We start from the raw sequence: 16,182 nt of genomic DNA on the forward strand, positions 1-16,182 counted from the left end.
AAGCTCACTTTATGTATTGTTCATTCTGATTATGGGGTAATGATCAACGGATCAGTGATGATTATCGGATCAGGAAAAGGCTCAAGAACCAGGGGTTTGCACATGGCAGCCGGTTGACAGGTTCCCCCCATGCATATAAAATTGGTCATTGTGGTAGTACCGTCAGGACATCTGATCATGCCTTCACCATGACACCCTCCGGGACATTCTGCCGGATACAGCGTTCCTCCGAACACATCTTTCAGTTCTGCTCTCAAAAGTTTTGTAAAATTCATTTTTTTCATGAGATTAATTTTTAATTATAGTTTGGTTGGTAACTCGCTCACAATTAAATAAGTAAGTTGAATCACTCAATAGCTAAAGTAATTAAATTAATTCATTGATGCAAGAAATATTTATATGTGTTTATTAGTAATTATTTGAAATATAATGCTTTAATGTGTGGGTTGAGTGTTTGATTTCCAGTAAAGAGAGGTGTGAAAGGGACGTGAAGATTATATGAAAGGTTATCTCTTTATTTTTTACTTTTTGTATAAGAAATAAACTTGATTTTATTTTCCTTAATTTCAAGAATACAGGGCTGGGGATGCTGAACATAAATTTTCTGATGAGTTTCTGATTCCTTTATAATGATGGGCTCATCAGAAAAAAAGTCCTTATCAATTTCCTGTATTGTATAGAATTTGTTATTTCGAAGCTCTGAAATTGTAGCTCGTGTATTGTGAGAATTTGATAGAATTGAATATAATTTTTGTTTATATACAAAGCTTGACATTATAATGACTCCAGCAGTATCTATCAATGCTTTTGTTCCTTGTGAGGAGTGGGATTCGTATTCCCTTGTAATAATACTAGGATGATAAAGAGGAATTTTAGTAGTCTGTTCCATTTTTTCAGGATCAGTAATTTCTAGAATATCTGAACTGCCAAAAAGATGTGACATGGAACTTGATATATAATACTTATTATTAATTTTATTTACAGAAACAGGGCAGTTGGCTTTTGCGTAATATATTTTTCCTGATTTTTTATTTTTAAAATAAACAGTTCCTCCCCATTCTCCCGAGCAGGTTTTCCATATTTCATATTGGGTATCGCTATAAAGAAATCCGGCGGGAGGTAAATCTTTTAATTTTTTAAGATCATCAAAAATGTCTATGTCAGCCTTCTCAGTGGTAAACTCAAAAATAGCTGGCTGTTTACTACAGCTTTGCATAAATAATAATGAGATAAGTACGAAAAGTATTTGTGCTTTATTTTTTTTAAGGATTTTCTTTTGCAATTTCACCATGATGTTTAAGGTACAAAGGCAGAGCAGCTGAGCCATACCAAGGAAAGATTTCGTAATTGAACACACCGGCCTGAACTGCCGGATCTGTTTTTACCCACTGTTCGGCTTCTTCCTTAGATTTTGTATTGAAGATAAACATACCGCGGTAATTCTCTTTATTCTTTTCAAGAAAAGGTCCGGCTACAACAATTTTACCTTCATTGGCCAGTTTGCCGATATTGGTCATATGGCCTTTCATCAGTTCGCTCATTTGGGCTTTGTCTTCAATCTTGGCAGTGCCTGTTGTCAACATGACCACTGTATAGGGCCTCATTCCATACTTATCTGCACCTAAAGAATCTGCAAGGGTCTGATTGAATTTTGGCTTTTCAGTTTTCTGCTGGGCAAAAATTAGTCCTGTAGCCAGAACGGGAAGGATGAGGAAAATTTTTAGTTTCATAATTTAGTTTTTAATTCTTAAAAACTCTTTAGCCAGTTCGATCATTTTAGGATCCCCCGTATATTTGCCATGCTCATCGGAAAGCTTTACCGTAGGGATCCATTCTTTATTAGGGGCCTGCACACCGATCAGCTTCATGACAATATTCATTGGTTTCAGTCCTACATCGTTAGTAAGATTGGTCCCTATTCCAAATGAAATACCGATTTTTCCTCTGCAATAGTTAGTAATTTCTTCTACCTTTTCAAGATTCAATGCATCCGAAAAAATAATGTATTTAAACATAGGATTAATACCGTTTCTTTGATAGTGGGCAATGGTCTTATCTGCAAATTCAAGGGCATCTCCACTGTCGTGACGTACGCCATCAAAAAGCTTTGCAAATTTTTTATCGAACTGCTGGAAGAAAACATCGGTAGTATAAGTATCGGACAAAGCCACTCCAAGATCTCCTCTGTAGACATCTACCCAATGTTCCAGGGCCATTTCGTTAGCCATTTTGAATCCGTATTCAGCAGCATGAAACATAAACCATTCGTGAGCATGCGTTCCAATGGGTTTTACCCCATATTTCATTGCAAAATGAACATTTGAGCTTCCGATAAAAGTAGAATCCTTTTTCTGAGTCAAGGCTTCCATTACAAGATTCTGCACCTTATAAGAATGTCTTCTTCTCGTTCCGAACTCTGCAAAAGTAACGCCCAATCTGCCCAATGAGTCTGCTTTTTCCAGTGTTTTGCTCATGACCACATCATTAGAATCTCTTTCCATGTGGTTCATTTCATAATGCAGCTCACTGATCAAGGCGAGCAGCGGAACTTCCCAAAGGATGGTTCTGTACCACAGTCCTTCAACAATAACAGAAAGATCACCTCCCTCCTGATGAATTTTCACTTCAGACGGGTCGTAATGATAGCCTTCCAAAAAATCAAGGTAGGGTAGATCTATATAAGGACATGTTCTTGCCATGAACTTTTTTTCATCTTTCGTAAGTTTAAGTTCGGCCATTTTATTCACAGCTTCTCTTAAAGCAACGTCAAATCCTTCCGGGAAGTGATGTTTTCCTCTATTGATGAATTCGTACTTTACAATAGAGCTGGGAAATAATTTTACCACAGCATTCTGCATCGTTATTTTATAAAAATCATTATCCAGGATAGAATTCAGTCTTACGTCGTTCATAATATGTGTAATTTTAACGCAAATATAAAAATAAAAAATAAAATCGCCTAAATGTAAGGCGATTTTTTTGAAATATTTCCATGCTTTTGATGGAGTTATTTTCCAAGATAAGAATTGTACATCCAAACTTCTTTCTCCTGTTCTGTAATATAGTCGCTCATCTGAGAGTTGGTACCTTCATCTCCTGCTTCATCGGTAATATCCAAAAGTTCTCTCTGCAGATCAATCACTACTTTAAATGAGCTTAAAATCTGCTCAACACTTTTGGTGCCATCTGTTACTTCTTTGCTTTCTTTGATGGTTGCTACCTTTAAATAATCTGAATAGTTATGAGCCGGTGTTGCTCCTAATGTCAGAATTCTTTCTGCAATTTCGTCAATTTTTAATACAAGACTGTTGTATAATTCTTCGAATTTGGGATGAAGGGTAAAGAACTGCTCTCCTTTGATGTTCCAGTGTGAACCTCTTGTATTCTGATAAAATACAGAGTAGTTGGCTAACAGTACATTTAATTTTTCTGAGATCTTTTTGCAGTCGGCTTCTTTAAGACCGATAATACTAGCATTTTTCATATGTGTATATATTTATTTTTTAAAGTTAAATTCAATCACCGGCTTCAGTTAAAAGCGAAAAGTGTGTGGTGATTCAATGCGTTTATCATTTGTCTTTCAAATTTACGAAATATCATGCCGAACACGGTTGATTATTAATAGATGATAACTATAAGAAAGTTTTTTAAAAGAGTTTGGATGTATCGAATTTACTCCTGAAATCTGTTTGAGAACTAAAAAATTATGAAAAATCTTTCCCGGGATAAATTTCATAATTATTTAATATTCATTTTTTAAGTGTCAAAACAGATGTACTTCTTTGGATTTTTCGCCTATATATTATGCTTCACCGATTGTCATACTGAAATGTCTTCTATTTTTGATGTAAGTATTTGATTTTAATTTTTATATAAGTATTTGCAGATTAAAAAAATATTCCTATTTTTGCACCCTAAAATAAAAAGCAATTAAATGCCTACTATTCAACAATTAGTAAGAAAAGGAAGAGCCACGCTTGCCAAGAAGAGCAAATCGGCTGCCCTTGATTCTTGTCCACAAAGACGTGGTGTATGTACGAGAGTATATACTACTACACCTAAGAAACCTAACTCTGCACTTAGAAAAGTAGCAAGGGTAAGACTTTCTAACGGTAAAGAAGTGAATGCCTATATCCCGGGCGAAGGACACAATCTTCAAGAGCACTCGATAGTATTGGTTAGAGGCGGAAGGGTGAAAGACCTACCGGGAGTACGTTACCACATCGTAAGAGGTGCATTAGACACAGCTGGTGTAAATGGAAGAACACAGAGAAGATCTAAGTACGGAGCTAAGAGACCTAAACCAGGACAAGCAGCAGCAGCTCCTGCAAAAGGAAAGAAAAAGTAATCATTAAATAAGGTACAAAAGCAATGAGAAAGACAAAAGCGAAAAAAAGACCGTTGTTACCAGATCCGAAATTTAATGATCAATTGGTAACGAGATTCGTAAACAATTTAATGCTTGACGGTAAGAAGTCAATCGCATTCAAAATTTTCTATGATGCATTAGATATCGTAGAAACTAAAAAAGGAGATAACGAGAAAACTGCACTTGAAATCTGGAAAGATGCACTTACAAATGTAATGCCTCACGTAGAAGTACGTTCTAGAAGAGTAGGTGGAGCTAACTTCCAGATCCCTATGCCAATCAGAGCTGACAGAAAAATTTCTATGGCAATGAAATGGTTAATCAAATATTCTAAAGCTAGAAATGATAAGTCAATGGCTTTGAAATTAGCTAACGAAGTAGTAGCTGCTTCAAGAGAAGAAGGTGCTGCTTTCAAAAAGAAATCTGATACTCACAAAATGGCGGAAGCTAATAAAGCTTTCTCACACTTCAAATTCTAATCTGAAATGGGAAGAGATCTTAAATATACAAGAAATATTGGTATCGCTGCTCACATTGACGCAGGTAAGACTACCACTACAGAAAGGATTCTATTCTATACAGGGGTAAACCACAAAATTGGAGAAGTTCACGATGGTGCTTCTACAATGGACTGGATGGAGCAGGAAGCAGAAAGAGGTATTACTATTACTTCTGCAGCGACTACTTGTTCTTGGAACTTTCCAACAGATCAAGGAAAACCTGTTGCTGAAACTAAGCCTTACCACTTCAACATCATTGATACACCGGGACACGTTGACTTCACAGTAGAGGTAAACAGATCTTTAAGAGTATTGGATGGATTGGTATTCTTATTCTCTGCAGTAGATGGAGTAGAGCCTCAGTCTGAAACAAACTGGAGACTTGCTGACAACTACAAGGTTGCTAGAATGGGATTCGTAAACAAAATGGACAGACAGGGTGCTGACTTCCTTAACGTGGTAAACCAGGTTAAAGAAATGTTAGGATCTAACGCAGTTCCAATCGTTTTACCAATCGGTGCTGAAGAAGATTTCAAAGGGGTTGTTGACTTAATTAAAAACAGAGCGATCATCTGGGATGAAGCAGGACAAGGAGCTACTTTCGAAGTAGTGCCAATTCCTGAAGACATGAAAGATGAAGTTCTTGAATATAGAGAGAAATTAGTTGAAGCTGTTTCTGAGTATGACGAAACTTTGATGGAGAAATTCTTTGAAGATCCGGATTCAATTACAGAAGAAGAAATCAATGCTGCATTGAGAGCTGCAACTATCGATTTATCTATTATCCCAATGACTTGTGGTTCTTCATTTAAGAACAAAGGAGTACAGTTTATGTTAGATGCAGTATGTAAATACTTACCATCTCCATTGGATAAAGATGACATCAAAGGTACTGATCCAAGAACTGATGCTGAAATTACAAGAAAGCCATCTGTAGACGAGCCTTTCGCAGCTTTAGCATTTAAGATTGCTACTGACCCGTTCGTGGGAAGATTAGCATTCTTCAGAGCTTACTCTGGAAGACTGGATGCAGGTTCTTATATCTTGAACACTCGTTCAGGTGATAAAGAAAGAATCTCAAGAATCTATCAGATGCACGCTAACAAACAAAATCCGGTAGAATATATTGAAGCTGGTGATATTGGTGCTGCGGTAGGATTCAAGTCTATCAAAACTGGTGATACAATGTGTGATGAGAAAAACCCGATCATTCTTGAATCTATGGTTTTCCCTGATCCGGTAATTGGTATCGCTGTTGAGCCTAAAACTAAAGCTGACCAGGATAAAATGGGTAACGCTTTAGCTAAATTGGCAGAAGAAGATCCAACGTTTACTGTTAGAACTGACGAAGCTTCTGGACAAACAATCATCTCTGGTATGGGTGAGCTTCACTTAGATATCATTGTTGACCGTATGAAGAGAGAGTTCAAAGTTGAAGTAAACCAAGGACAACCTCAGGTAGAGTACAAAGAAAACTTAACAAAAGTTGCCAGCCACAGAGAGGTTTACAAAAAGCAATCTGGAGGTAAAGGTAAATTTGCTGACATTGTATTTGAACTAGGACCTGCAGACGAAGGTAAAGTTGGTTTAGAATTCATCAATGAGATCAAAGGTGGTAACGTTCCTAGAGAATTTGTTCCTGCAATTGAAAAAGGATTTAAAGCTGCAATGAAGAACGGTCCATTGGCTGGTTTCGAAGTTGAAGGTATTAAAGTTACTCTTAAAGATGGATCTTTCCACGCAGTGGATTCTGACGCTCTTTCTTTCGAAATGGCTGCTAAGCTAGGATTTAAAGAAGCTGGTAAAGCTGCTAAACCAGTAATTATGGAGCCTATTATGAAACTGGAAGTTGTAACTCCGGAAGAATATATGGGTAACATCATTGGTGACCTTAACAAGAGAAGAGGTACTATCAGTGGCCAGGAAGAGAAAAACGGAGCTGTTGTAATCAAAGGTTCTGTTCCACTTTCTGAAATGTTTGGATATGTAACAACTCTAAGAACACTTTCATCAGGAAGAGCTACTTCTTCTATGGAATTAGAGAAATACGCACCAACTCCACAAAACGTTGCTGAAGAAATCATAGCTAAAGCAAAAGGTTAATTTTTAAATTAAAGAAATGTCACAAAGAATCAGAATAAAACTAAAATCTTACGATTATAACTTGGTAGATAAGTCTGCTGAGAAAATCGTAAAAACGGTAAAGGCTACTGGTGCTGTTGTAAACGGACCAATTCCATTACCAACTAACAAGAGAATCTTCACAGTGTTGAGATCTCCGCACGTAAACAAGAAAGCAAGAGAGCAGTTCCAACTTTCAGCTCACAAGAGACTAATGGATATCTACTCTTCTTCTTCTAAGACTGTTGATGCTCTAATGAAATTAGAACTTCCTTCAGGTGTAGATGTAGAAATTAAAGTGTGATAAATGCATACTTTGCAATGATTATATAGTCCGTCCCTTTTAGGGGCGGATTTTTTTATGATATTATCTGGCAGAATAGAGCAGATTTGTGGTTGGCAAATCTGCTTTTTTTGTATTGTACTTTTTTTAACCATATAAAGTCTGAAGAATAATACTTCTAACGATTGACGAGAACTGTTTCAAGGTTTTAAAGGCTCCTCATTGCTGATTAATGATCTGATAATTACAGTACTTTTTAGGGTGACATAAGTCAGATTCATTTGTTTATTTAGAATTAATAAAAATAATAATTTTACAAAAAATTATCAGATGAATAAAGTAGTATCCTTTTCTCTACTAGTATTAGGTGGGGTTCTTGCAAACGCACAGAAAACAAATGATTCAATTAAACACAAAAAAATTGATGAAGTAGAACTGTTCGGTGATAGAAAGAAACAACCAGAAGGGCTTGAAGCTATTACAAGACTACCATTGAAACCGAGAGACCAGATCCAGAGTATTTCAGTAATTTCTTATAAAGTAATCGAAGATCTGGGAGGACTTACAGTCACTGATGTTGCTAAAAATGTTCCCGGTGTTACTCAGTTTGGTAGCTATGGAGGAATCAGAGAAAGTATGTCTATCAGAGGTTACAGAGGAGTTCCTGTTCTGAAGAACGGAGTACAGATGGATTCTGACTTCCGTACCGGAGCGATGCTGACTGATATGCAGGGAGTGGAAAGTATTCAGGTGATCAAAGGATCTGCTGCAGTTACTCAAGGTATCGGTGACGGATTGGGTTCTGCAGGAGGAGTGATCAATGTAGTGACCAAGGTGCCTAAATTTATAGATCAAACCAATGTTGGATTCAGATATGGAAGCTGGGATTTCTACCGACCTACAGTGGATTTCCAGAGAGTACTTGATTCACAGGGAAAAATCGCAGTACGATTGAATGCTGCTTATCAAAATAACAATAGCTTCAGAAGATTTGTTAATACAGAACGTATTTATGTAAACCCATCCATTGCTATCCGTCCCGATGATAAAACTGAAATCGTTGTAGAGATGGATTATATGCATAATAATACCACTCCGGATAGAGGTACGGTAAACCTTGCAAAAGGAGATACTGAAGCCATCTATAATATGACTGGAAGAAAGTTTCTTGGTTTTTCAACTGACAATGCAAAAATTGAAACATTCAATTTCTCTACAACAGCAACTAGAAAGTTGAGCAATAACCTGAAGTTGAGAACAGCATTTATGAGCTCTTCTTATCAGTCTGAGATTATTGGTGCTGCTCTTGCACCTCTGGATCGTAAAAATCCAAATGAATTCCGTGACAGAACTTTGACAAGATCAGACAGAGAAGACTTAAATAAAGTATTTCAGTTTGATTTCATCGGAACTGACGTTAAAACCGGATTCATGAAACATACTTTTCAGGTAGGTTTCGACTGGAAGGAATCTAATGTGACTACTACTTCTTATGATGCTAAGAAAGTAGATCGTATCAATGTTCTTAATGATATCAACAACATTCTGCCTTCCGGCATCGATGGTAATAATTTTGACTTGGCAAAGAAAAATCCTATTGTCAATACCATAACACCTACAATGGGGTTAATGGCTCAGGATGTAATTACTTTCAATAAATATATCAAAGCTCATCTTGGTGTTCGTTACAGCAGATTGATCGGTTCTGATAAAGAAAAAGATTTCGCATGGAACCCCTCATTAGGAATTATGATATCGCCTATTGAAAACATGAATATTTTTGGTTCTTATACCAGTACTACTTCTTTGAGAAGCTCAAATAATCCATTATCAGGAGGCGGAACCGTAGGTGCCTCTACAACCAAACAATGGGAAGCCGGAATGAAATCTGACTGGCTTAATGAAAGATTGAGATTTAATGTTACCCTGTTTAGTATCAACACAGACAATCTTTCTTATGAAGTAATGGGGAACAACGGACAGGGATTGGGAGTATACGCTCTGGCAGGTGAGTTGAAAAGAAAAGGAATGGAAGTGGAATTGATTGGTAAGATTCTTCCAAATCTACAGGTAATGACGGGATGGGCTTATGTAGATGCTCAATATAAGGACAGTCCTTCCTTTGTAAATGGTTCAGCACCAATTAATACGCCTAAACATACTGCCAATGCATGGCTGAATTATAAATTTAACAGTGGAGCTCTTGATGGATTTGATATCGGAGCAGGAATTTATTATGTAGGAAACAGGCCTGTTGATGATTATAAGCAGGAAGTTGTCATTGACAATGGCCATGTAAACGGAACCCAGCCGGGAGAAAGACCGTTCAATATGCCGAATTATACAACTGTAGATGCTCAGGTAGGCTATTCGTTCAAAAACGGATTGGGAGTAAGAGGATTCTTAAATAATATTTTTGATTCAGTAGGATATAATTCTTATTTCAGAGGAGGATATATCGATCAGATCCAGCCGAGAAACTTTGCAGTACAGGTAAACTATAAATTCTAACTCAAAAACAGTATGAAAATTACCAGAACAATATTCTTAATATTGATTGCAGGAGCTGCTTTAGCGTCATGTTCCGAAGAACATTTGTCCGAAGAAGAACTGAAAACAGCCAGGGAAAATATTGAAAAACATTACAATAATCCTAAAAGCATATACTCCTGGGGTAACATTTCTCCCTGGAAGGATCACTGGAATAATACATTTTATCCAAAACCTTTTTCGCCTGCTCAAATCGGAAAGAGTATGATAGCAGAAGAAAAGCAAAACCTTGAAAACCGTTTTTCAGGAAAAATCAAATAATATATTTCACACATTCATATCAATTTTAATTAGAAAACATTAAGACAGAGTATTGTCTTAATGTTTTTTGTTGGTATTTATTACTCCTTATTCCTGTTAATTTTTATACATTTATTATGTTAAAAACAAAAGATTATGGGACATACAGGAAATCATTTTTTTGAAAAATTTTCAAACTGGGCTGTAAAATTTACAGGAAGTCCACATGCTTTTATGGGAGCTTTCATTATCGTTTTGGTATGGGCTGCTACCGGTCCTCTCTTTGACTATTCTGAAACATGGCAGTTGGTCATCAACACCGGAACCACCATTATTACATTTCTGATGGTATTCCTTATTCAGAAGGCTCAGAATAAAGATTCAAAAGCAATACAGATTAAGCTGAACGAAATTATTGCTGCCCACGAAAAAGCCAGCAACAGAATTGTAGATATTGAAGATCTTACAGAAGCAGAGCTGGACCAGCTTCATTGCTATTATGAAAGACTTGCTCAACTGGCGAAAAAAGATTATGACATCCATACTTCCCATTCTATTGATGCTGCCCAGAGAAATCAGGATTACAAGTATGAATTCTTCAAAAGAAAACACGAAGAATGGATTCAGAAGCAGGAACAAAAAAAGGAATCGAATTGATTCCTTTTTTATTTCTATACTTTACAATAGTTATCTCATGAAATAATTAAAATAACTACAGCTTCCCATTAGACTCTTCGTTGTTTCGGTATCGGAATACTGTGCTTTCAGCTGAGCGAAATAGGTTCTGTATTTTTGATTTTTAAGTTGGTCCATTTCCTTTTGGCGGGCATCTTCTTTCTCAGACCATTTTGGATCAGAATAATCAAAATCTTTTGGTGCCTTCGCTTCATACTGGTAATATTTACCTTGCTCAGCGCTTGCCATCTGGAACAGGATTCTTGCTTTCTCTTCCTTGTTGTTTGAAAGTTGAAGAGCTTTTTGATAGTAGCTAATGGACAGATCAAAATTATCAGGTTCAATGTATGAAGTATCGAGGAAGTTTTTGTAATAATACTGGTAAGGATTCTTTCTGTCTGTGTTCCAGAAGTCATATTTGCCTCCGTTGCTGTTGTCAATATCCATCACAAACAACTGGCGGTAATATCCTAAAATAGAAGTATTGTACAATAGATTTCCGATAAGCTGATTCGCCTTTGCTGCCTTTTCACCCGTTCCGGATCCAATCTTCTTAAGCTGAATCAATGCATCAGCAAGCTCAAGTTTATTCATGCTTGTTTTGATGAAAGGGAAGTCGGTATAATTTTCTGCTTCCATACTTTCGTTTTCAGGACTTCCAAAACTTTCCCATACATTATGCCCGAATACAAGATTGGGAATATTTTTAAATCCGTTGTATTCCGAAGGAGCATACTGTTTAGCTGTAACAGTCTGTCCTTCTTTTTCTGTCCATTCATAATTCTGTCTTGGAATACCAGCAAAGTTTTTTGCTTTTTCATAATAAGACTTCGCCTTTTCAAAATCCGCAAGTCTCATGGCTCTGTCTCCATAAATTGTATTGAAAAAGGCATCAATATCACCTACACTGTCCATATTTTTAGCAATGATCTGCTGTTCAAACTGGGTTTTATTAGGTTTTCTGTAAAATGCTTCCACGCTCTTCACCAGACTTGAGTTCGGATTATATTGCAGATCCGAAAGCTTATTGTTCATCAGGAATGATTTTCCATCTTCACCCTGAAGGAAATAGCGGTTGGCGAGCACATCTTTAAGGAAATCAGCAGTAGACGGTACTTCACCATAATAATCAAAATTATCAGTTGTGGCAGTATCCTTTTCTACCTTTTTCTCTACGAAATATTCCGCATAATCTTTCATAAGATGATCTTCATATGCTGCATCAATTCTTGGCTGGGAAACGATATCATTCAGAACCTTCATTCTTTTGATCTCTTCCAGATATTCAGGATTGGTGGTTTTGATATCGGTAAGGATTTCCGTACTTCCTTTGTAATCTTTTTTAAGGAATTTAAGGTAAGCATCTGCAATCTGCCAGAACTCATCCTTAGACTTTTCTTTGGTTTTGTCAGTGAACTTCTGAAGGTCATCAAGATAGTCCTTCATTTTGTCATCATACCCATAACCGGAAGTGGTGTAGAACGGAATTCTGTTTGGGTTATCCAGTAACTCATCATCACTCTGATCTGTTTTACTTCCATCAGCGGATTCTTTTTTAGATCCCCCGAACAGGTTTTTAAAGAATCTCACAATTTTTTGCCAGAAAGAAAGCTTTTCTTCCTTTACTTCAGTTGTGGAGGTAGCTTTATCATCCTTTGAAGAGACATTGTTATCTGCTTTTCCTCTTTGTACATAAGGACTTTTAGCTGCATCAGAATTGTAGTAATACACTGGAAGGTAACTCCTTTCCAGTTCATTGATGCTTCTTGCAGCCATTACCTTCAGAATCTCAGAATCAGGATTGATCTCATACATCTTTTCCATCGTAGGAATCGGGTTGTTGAAATCTTCATACCCTAAAAGGAAATAGGCCATATTCTTTTCTTCATTCGTTCCGGCTCTTTTCATGATATTGCTGAAAGAAGCAGTATCTGAAAGCTTCATAGAAACAAAAGCAGATTCCTTGCGGTCTTTGCTGTTCATGAATACCTGAAAGAAATTCCAGTTGGCATCGCTGTTCATTTCCAATCCTCTTTGTGCCCCGGCCAACTGATCAAGAGCCATGAAATATACCGTTCCTTTTAATTTGACAGGCGCAACATAAGTTTTGAAAGCCTGTACAGCAGAATCGTAATTTCTGGTATAATGATTCAGACGTACCAGCTGATATCCGTAACGCTGTTTGATTTCAGGATTCCTTGCTGCATTATATAAAGATGTTAGTGCAGCAATAGTTTTAGGGTAATCCAGAGCTGTTGCATTTTTTCTGTTTGCATCTCTGTCATAGTAAAATGAATTTTCACTTTCGATGTAATTGATGCTCATATAAGGCTCAAGATATTTGGCTTCAATCAAATAATCAATCCCTTCCTTATATTTCTGATAAAATCCTGTGCCTAACTTTTGTAAAAGAGGATTTGCCGGATTCCCGTTCTTTAAGGCATTCAGATCATTCATACTTACTTTGTACACCAGGTTCTGGGTTTCAGAATAGCTTAGCTGATTGTTGAAAAACTTTTTCCATGTTTCAACGTTGTCATCAGGAATCAATGCCGGATTGTAACCTCCATAAAACCTGCTTGAATAGTTGTGCAGAAAGGGAAGATAAGCTTTGTCTTTAATGATTGTTTGTGTAAAAAGGTTGAAGTAATCATAATCAGGATCCGACCATGCGCAGGCATCAGATTGGGTATAGAAAAGTGATACAACCGCAAGTGAAAGAATATACTTTTTCATAGGGTTTGTAGTGTTTTTTTAGTTTATAATATTGTATGATATGGTTCAGGCTGGCTGATCTCCATCTGCCGGAGATTAAAATTTACGGTCTGACACAAATTTACTATCTAATTGATAATAAATAATATTAAAATGGGGTATTTTTTTCTGCAGAAAGCTGATAACTTCTTCAAGCTGTTCTTCAGATATTTCCTCAACCTTTATTTTAAAGCCCTTGTTTAAATAACTCCCAAAGTAGAAACCGTCCTTCAGAACTTCAGCTTCATGATCAGATATCCTTTTAAAATCAGTGTTTTCCAGATCTCGTTTTGATAAAGCATTAATCAGTTTGTGCTTACCTAAATGGTTGGTGATAATTCCCCAGGAGTAAATAGGGAGTGCCACCTCAATTTTTTTGATTGGATAGTCTTCCATTTTTGAAAGATAGCTTTTCAGGATATTGACATCCAGAATTGAATTCTTATCAGATTTTTCCAATGGCGATGATGTGGAATAACACATCAGATAGACTTTCTCCACGGGAGGAATTCCGGTCTGTTTTTTATCCTTTACCTGATGAAGGCGAAGGGTGCAGGTGATTTCTTTTCCGGAAATTCTTTTCAGTTCTTTCAGAAATTTAAAATAATCATTTCGTGTCCCCGCGGTCCAGTCGCAGTCGATCTGAATTTCATTATTGGTTTTCAGCTGGTACTCTTTGGTTTTCTTTTGAATCAAAAGATGAATGCTTTCTGCAAGAAACCTGATTTCCTCTGCAGAAATGCCCAGTAATGTCTGATTGGTTACAAAAACCGTCGGAACAATTTGCTTATTGAAACGGAAACTCTGGTCTTTGGTAATCACTGCCACCGGCTGAAATTTCCCATTGACTTTATTTACATCAAAGACTCTGGTATATAAATAAGGAACTGTTGCTTTTTCCAATGCTTTCTTTTCTGCATGGTCAAGCTTCAGTTTGGTTTTCCAGTAATAAAATGTATAAGGATGATTCTCTTTCCTGCTGCATGATACCATAAGAAAGAGAAGAAATAGAAATAAAATTTTTAAATGTTTCATTGGTGTAAATCACCCTTCAAAATTAAGGATATTTTAGCAGACTATAAACCGTAAAATCCCGGTGATTGGCAATTATAGGTAGAAGCAAAGAACTTCGTATTGTAATAGTATGATTTGTTCAAATGCAGCAGGTTGTATAACTATTCCCTTCCTATGGAGGTGCCAAATTTATAATTTGACGGGGTGGTTTTGACAAACAATAAAAAACCACCCCAAATGGAGTGGCTTTTTTTATATATTATTTACTACTTGAAAAATTCACTTTCACAGGTGCAGGTCTCTTTAGTGATACTTTCACTGGATGAACAGCAGCCATCAAGATTCTTTACATTTCCATTTTCGTCGGTAAGGTAGATTTTTTCTTTGTCGAATTTTACGAAAAAGGTTTCCTCATATTTTTTAAAAACAATCTTCATTACCTTGCCAGGAGAATATTTTCCGGCATTGATTTCTTCTGTTGTTTCTTCTCCGTTAGCCTGATTGATCTGAACATATCCAAAATGTACATCACCATTGCTTTTTACATTCAGATAATAATGAGGGGTGCCAGTGCCGCTATATCCTTTCAAAATGTCAAAATTCCGGTATCCTATAAAGGGAACCTCTGTCTGCTGCGCTAATGTGAAAATGCTGATGCACAGAATTATTAAACTGAAAAACTTTTTCATAGATATTTTTTTCAAAAGTAAATATATTCTGGCAAATAGTAAGCCGTAAAATCCCGGTTATTGCAGTTCCGAAGAACTTCAGAATCAAAATGTGAATAATCTTCTGATCAGAAAAGAAAGTAATGACAAAGCCACCCCGGATGGAGTGGCTTCTCTATAGTTTAGTATCAGATTAAAAAACAGTTGCGGCAAGCTGAATTCTTGCAAACTTATTGGATGGATTCCACATGGCCATCATGAAGACCGGAAGGCTGTAATGATCTGTGATCTTTACTACTTTTCCTGCTTTTACCCCTACATTGACAATGTCGAAACTGTTTTTACCGTTGCCATATAAAAAGGTTTTGTCATTGAGAGCAAAACCTGCTCCTACAAATGCATCCAGGTTTACTTTTTGCCCTTTAATAACAGGATAGCTTGCCTGAACGTAAGTGGAGTATCTGTTTTTCTTATAGCTTCCGTCAGGTTCCAGAATAACTTCTCCGGCATTGGCTCCTCCGTACAGCATGATATCAGCTTCAATATTGATCGGGAACGAAGGTCCGAAAGTATAATTGGTTCTTAAATCAATAATATGGGCAGTCCTTCTCTGCGAGTAACTGAAGATATCATCTGCGGCTACAGCAGTATTGATATTACGGGAATTGTAAAGATCCCATAAGCCGATATAAAAACGCCCGTCGGAATATTGAACATAATAATTGATCTCTTTATAATGGGTGTTATCCTTATCATCCGCTAATGCAGAGGCTCCCCAGATTCCTACCTTCCATCTTTTCTCCGCATCCAGAGCGTATGACAAATTTCCCATCACTACAGGTTTATCCGTAATAATAAGCCCTCTCCATAAGTGATTGTTCTGAATGTTGGCTGTAAAATCAAGCCTGCCTTCTTTGGTTTCCTTGGTTTCACCATTTTCCTGTGAAAATAATCTCCCTGTGCCTAGAGCAAGTAGGAAGATTCCCTTTAAGATTTTTTTTATCATCA

The 16,182-nt window shown here is 36.8% G+C and carries 16 protein-coding genes; 7 read left to right on the forward strand and 9 right to left on the reverse strand.

Annotation, left to right across the window (positions count from 1 at the left end; translation table 11 throughout):
* Window positions 1-29: 29 nt before the first annotated feature.
* The 5 genes from AC3FI7_RS18455 to AC3FI7_RS18475 all read right to left on the reverse strand — a co-directional run bounded on the left by AC3FI7_RS18455 (window position 30) and on the right by AC3FI7_RS18475 (window position 3,484).
* Window positions 30-284, reverse strand: coding sequence for a hypothetical protein (locus AC3FI7_RS18455; RefSeq protein WP_142725322.1), 255 nt, complete (start codon window positions 282-284; stop codon window positions 30-32).
* Between the two features lie 230 nt (window positions 285-514).
* On the reverse strand, window positions 515-1,216 hold the full coding sequence (locus AC3FI7_RS18460; RefSeq protein WP_491460663.1) for a hypothetical protein: 702 nt from the start codon (window positions 1,214-1,216) through the stop codon (window positions 515-517).
* A 46-nt stretch (window positions 1,217-1,262) separates the two neighbouring features.
* Window positions 1,263-1,730, reverse strand: coding sequence for a YciI family protein (locus tag AC3FI7_RS18465; RefSeq protein ID WP_343660146.1), 468 nt, complete (start codon window positions 1,728-1,730; stop codon window positions 1,263-1,265).
* 3 nt (window positions 1,731-1,733) lie between these two features.
* Entirely contained in the window at window positions 1,734-2,912 is a 1,179-nt protein-coding gene (gene pncB / locus AC3FI7_RS18470) for a nicotinate phosphoribosyltransferase (RefSeq protein ID WP_343660144.1), read from the reverse strand.
* A 95-nt stretch (window positions 2,913-3,007) separates the two neighbouring features.
* A complete protein-coding gene (locus AC3FI7_RS18475) occupies window positions 3,008-3,484 on the reverse strand; it encodes a Dps family protein (protein WP_079240229.1) in 477 nt (158 codons plus the stop codon).
* A gap of 450 nt (window positions 3,485-3,934) precedes the next feature.
* Between AC3FI7_RS18475 and rpsL the strand changes: the two genes are divergently transcribed.
* From rpsL to AC3FI7_RS18510, 7 genes are all read left to right on the forward strand, one after another.
* Window positions 3,935-4,348: a 30S ribosomal protein S12 gene (gene rpsL, locus AC3FI7_RS18480; protein WP_002983146.1), complete on the forward strand. Its 414-nt coding sequence runs from the start codon at window positions 3,935-3,937 to the stop codon at window positions 4,346-4,348.
* 23 nt (window positions 4,349-4,371) lie between these two features.
* Window positions 4,372-4,848, forward strand: coding sequence for a 30S ribosomal protein S7 (gene rpsG / locus AC3FI7_RS18485; RefSeq protein ID WP_062673583.1), 477 nt, complete (start codon window positions 4,372-4,374; stop codon window positions 4,846-4,848).
* A gap of 6 nt (window positions 4,849-4,854) precedes the next feature.
* Window positions 4,855-6,972, forward strand: coding sequence for an elongation factor G (gene fusA, locus AC3FI7_RS18490; RefSeq protein WP_491460664.1), 2,118 nt, complete (start codon window positions 4,855-4,857; stop codon window positions 6,970-6,972).
* Between the two features lie 16 nt (window positions 6,973-6,988).
* The gene (gene rpsJ, locus AC3FI7_RS18495; protein ID WP_002661363.1) at window positions 6,989-7,294 is read left to right on the forward strand and encodes a 30S ribosomal protein S10; all 306 of its coding nucleotides are present in this window, start codon (window positions 6,989-6,991) and stop codon (window positions 7,292-7,294) included.
* Between the two features lie 309 nt (window positions 7,295-7,603).
* Entirely contained in the window at window positions 7,604-9,784 is a 2,181-nt protein-coding gene (locus tag AC3FI7_RS18500) for a TonB-dependent siderophore receptor (protein ID WP_491460665.1), read from the forward strand.
* Window positions 9,785-9,796: 12 nt separating this feature from the next.
* Window positions 9,797-10,084, forward strand: a complete 288-nt coding sequence (locus AC3FI7_RS18505; RefSeq protein WP_343660140.1) for a hypothetical protein — start codon at window positions 9,797-9,799, stop codon at window positions 10,082-10,084.
* Window positions 10,085-10,219: 135 nt separating this feature from the next.
* A complete protein-coding gene (locus AC3FI7_RS18510) occupies window positions 10,220-10,720 on the forward strand; it encodes a low affinity iron permease family protein (protein ID WP_142725329.1) in 501 nt (166 codons plus the stop codon).
* 30 nt (window positions 10,721-10,750) lie between these two features.
* Here the strand turns inward: AC3FI7_RS18510 and AC3FI7_RS18515 are convergent, their stop codons facing one another.
* The 4 genes from AC3FI7_RS18515 to AC3FI7_RS18530 all read right to left on the reverse strand — a co-directional run bounded on the left by AC3FI7_RS18515 (window position 10,751) and on the right by AC3FI7_RS18530 (window position 16,180).
* Window positions 10,751-13,474: a hypothetical protein gene (locus tag AC3FI7_RS18515; protein WP_491460666.1), complete on the reverse strand. Its 2,724-nt coding sequence runs from the start codon at window positions 13,472-13,474 to the stop codon at window positions 10,751-10,753.
* 75 nt (window positions 13,475-13,549) lie between these two features.
* Complete coding sequence (locus tag AC3FI7_RS18520; RefSeq protein WP_491460667.1) at window positions 13,550-14,527, reverse strand: hypothetical protein; 978 nt, start codon at window positions 14,525-14,527, stop codon at window positions 13,550-13,552.
* Window positions 14,528-14,772: 245 nt separating this feature from the next.
* A complete protein-coding gene (locus AC3FI7_RS18525) occupies window positions 14,773-15,195 on the reverse strand; it encodes a hypothetical protein (protein WP_491460668.1) in 423 nt (140 codons plus the stop codon).
* A 172-nt stretch (window positions 15,196-15,367) separates the two neighbouring features.
* On the reverse strand, window positions 15,368-16,180 hold the full coding sequence (locus AC3FI7_RS18530; RefSeq protein WP_343660134.1) for a hypothetical protein: 813 nt from the start codon (window positions 16,178-16,180) through the stop codon (window positions 15,368-15,370).
* Window positions 16,181-16,182: the final 2 nt, after the last annotated feature.

The sequence above is a fragment of the Chryseobacterium sp. TQ-BC-N36 genome, assembly GCF_058382295.1.

Bases quoted from the DNA above. Each gene is read 5' to 3' on its own strand.
- AC3FI7_RS18460 (WP_491460663.1), bottom strand. From the start codon at position 1,216: ATGCAAAGCTGTAGTAAACAGCCAGCTATTTTTGAGTTTACCACTGAG.
- AC3FI7_RS18465 (WP_343660146.1), bottom strand. From the start codon at position 1,730: ATGAAACTAAAAATTTTCCTCATCCTTCCCGTTCTGGCTACAGGACTA.
- AC3FI7_RS18515 (WP_491460666.1), bottom strand. From the start codon at position 13,474: ATGAAAAAGTATATTCTTTCACTTGCGGTTGTATCACTTTTCTATACC.
- fusA (WP_491460664.1), top strand. From the start codon at position 4,855: ATGGGAAGAGATCTTAAATATACAAGAAATATTGGTATCGCTGCTCAC.
- AC3FI7_RS18525 (WP_491460668.1), bottom strand. From the start codon at position 15,195: ATGAAAAAGTTTTTCAGTTTAATAATTCTGTGCATCAGCATTTTCACA.
- AC3FI7_RS18530 (WP_343660134.1), bottom strand. From the start codon at position 16,180: ATGATAAAAAAAATCTTAAAGGGAATCTTCCTACTTGCTCTAGGCACA.
- AC3FI7_RS18455 (WP_142725322.1), bottom strand. From the start codon at position 284: ATGAAAAAAATGAATTTTACAAAACTTTTGAGAGCAGAACTGAAAGAT.
- rpsL (WP_002983146.1), top strand. From the start codon at position 3,935: ATGCCTACTATTCAACAATTAGTAAGAAAAGGAAGAGCCACGCTTGCC.
- AC3FI7_RS18510 (WP_142725329.1), top strand. From the start codon at position 10,220: ATGGGACATACAGGAAATCATTTTTTTGAAAAATTTTCAAACTGGGCT.
- AC3FI7_RS18500 (WP_491460665.1), top strand. From the start codon at position 7,604: ATGAATAAAGTAGTATCCTTTTCTCTACTAGTATTAGGTGGGGTTCTT.
- AC3FI7_RS18505 (WP_343660140.1), top strand. From the start codon at position 9,797: ATGAAAATTACCAGAACAATATTCTTAATATTGATTGCAGGAGCTGCT.
- AC3FI7_RS18475 (WP_079240229.1), bottom strand. From the start codon at position 3,484: ATGAAAAATGCTAGTATTATCGGTCTTAAAGAAGCCGACTGCAAAAAG.
- AC3FI7_RS18520 (WP_491460667.1), bottom strand. From the start codon at position 14,527: ATGAAACATTTAAAAATTTTATTTCTATTTCTTCTCTTTCTTATGGTA.
- rpsG (WP_062673583.1), top strand. From the start codon at position 4,372: ATGAGAAAGACAAAAGCGAAAAAAAGACCGTTGTTACCAGATCCGAAA.
- rpsJ (WP_002661363.1), top strand. From the start codon at position 6,989: ATGTCACAAAGAATCAGAATAAAACTAAAATCTTACGATTATAACTTG.
- pncB (WP_343660144.1), bottom strand. From the start codon at position 2,912: ATGAACGACGTAAGACTGAATTCTATCCTGGATAATGATTTTTATAAA.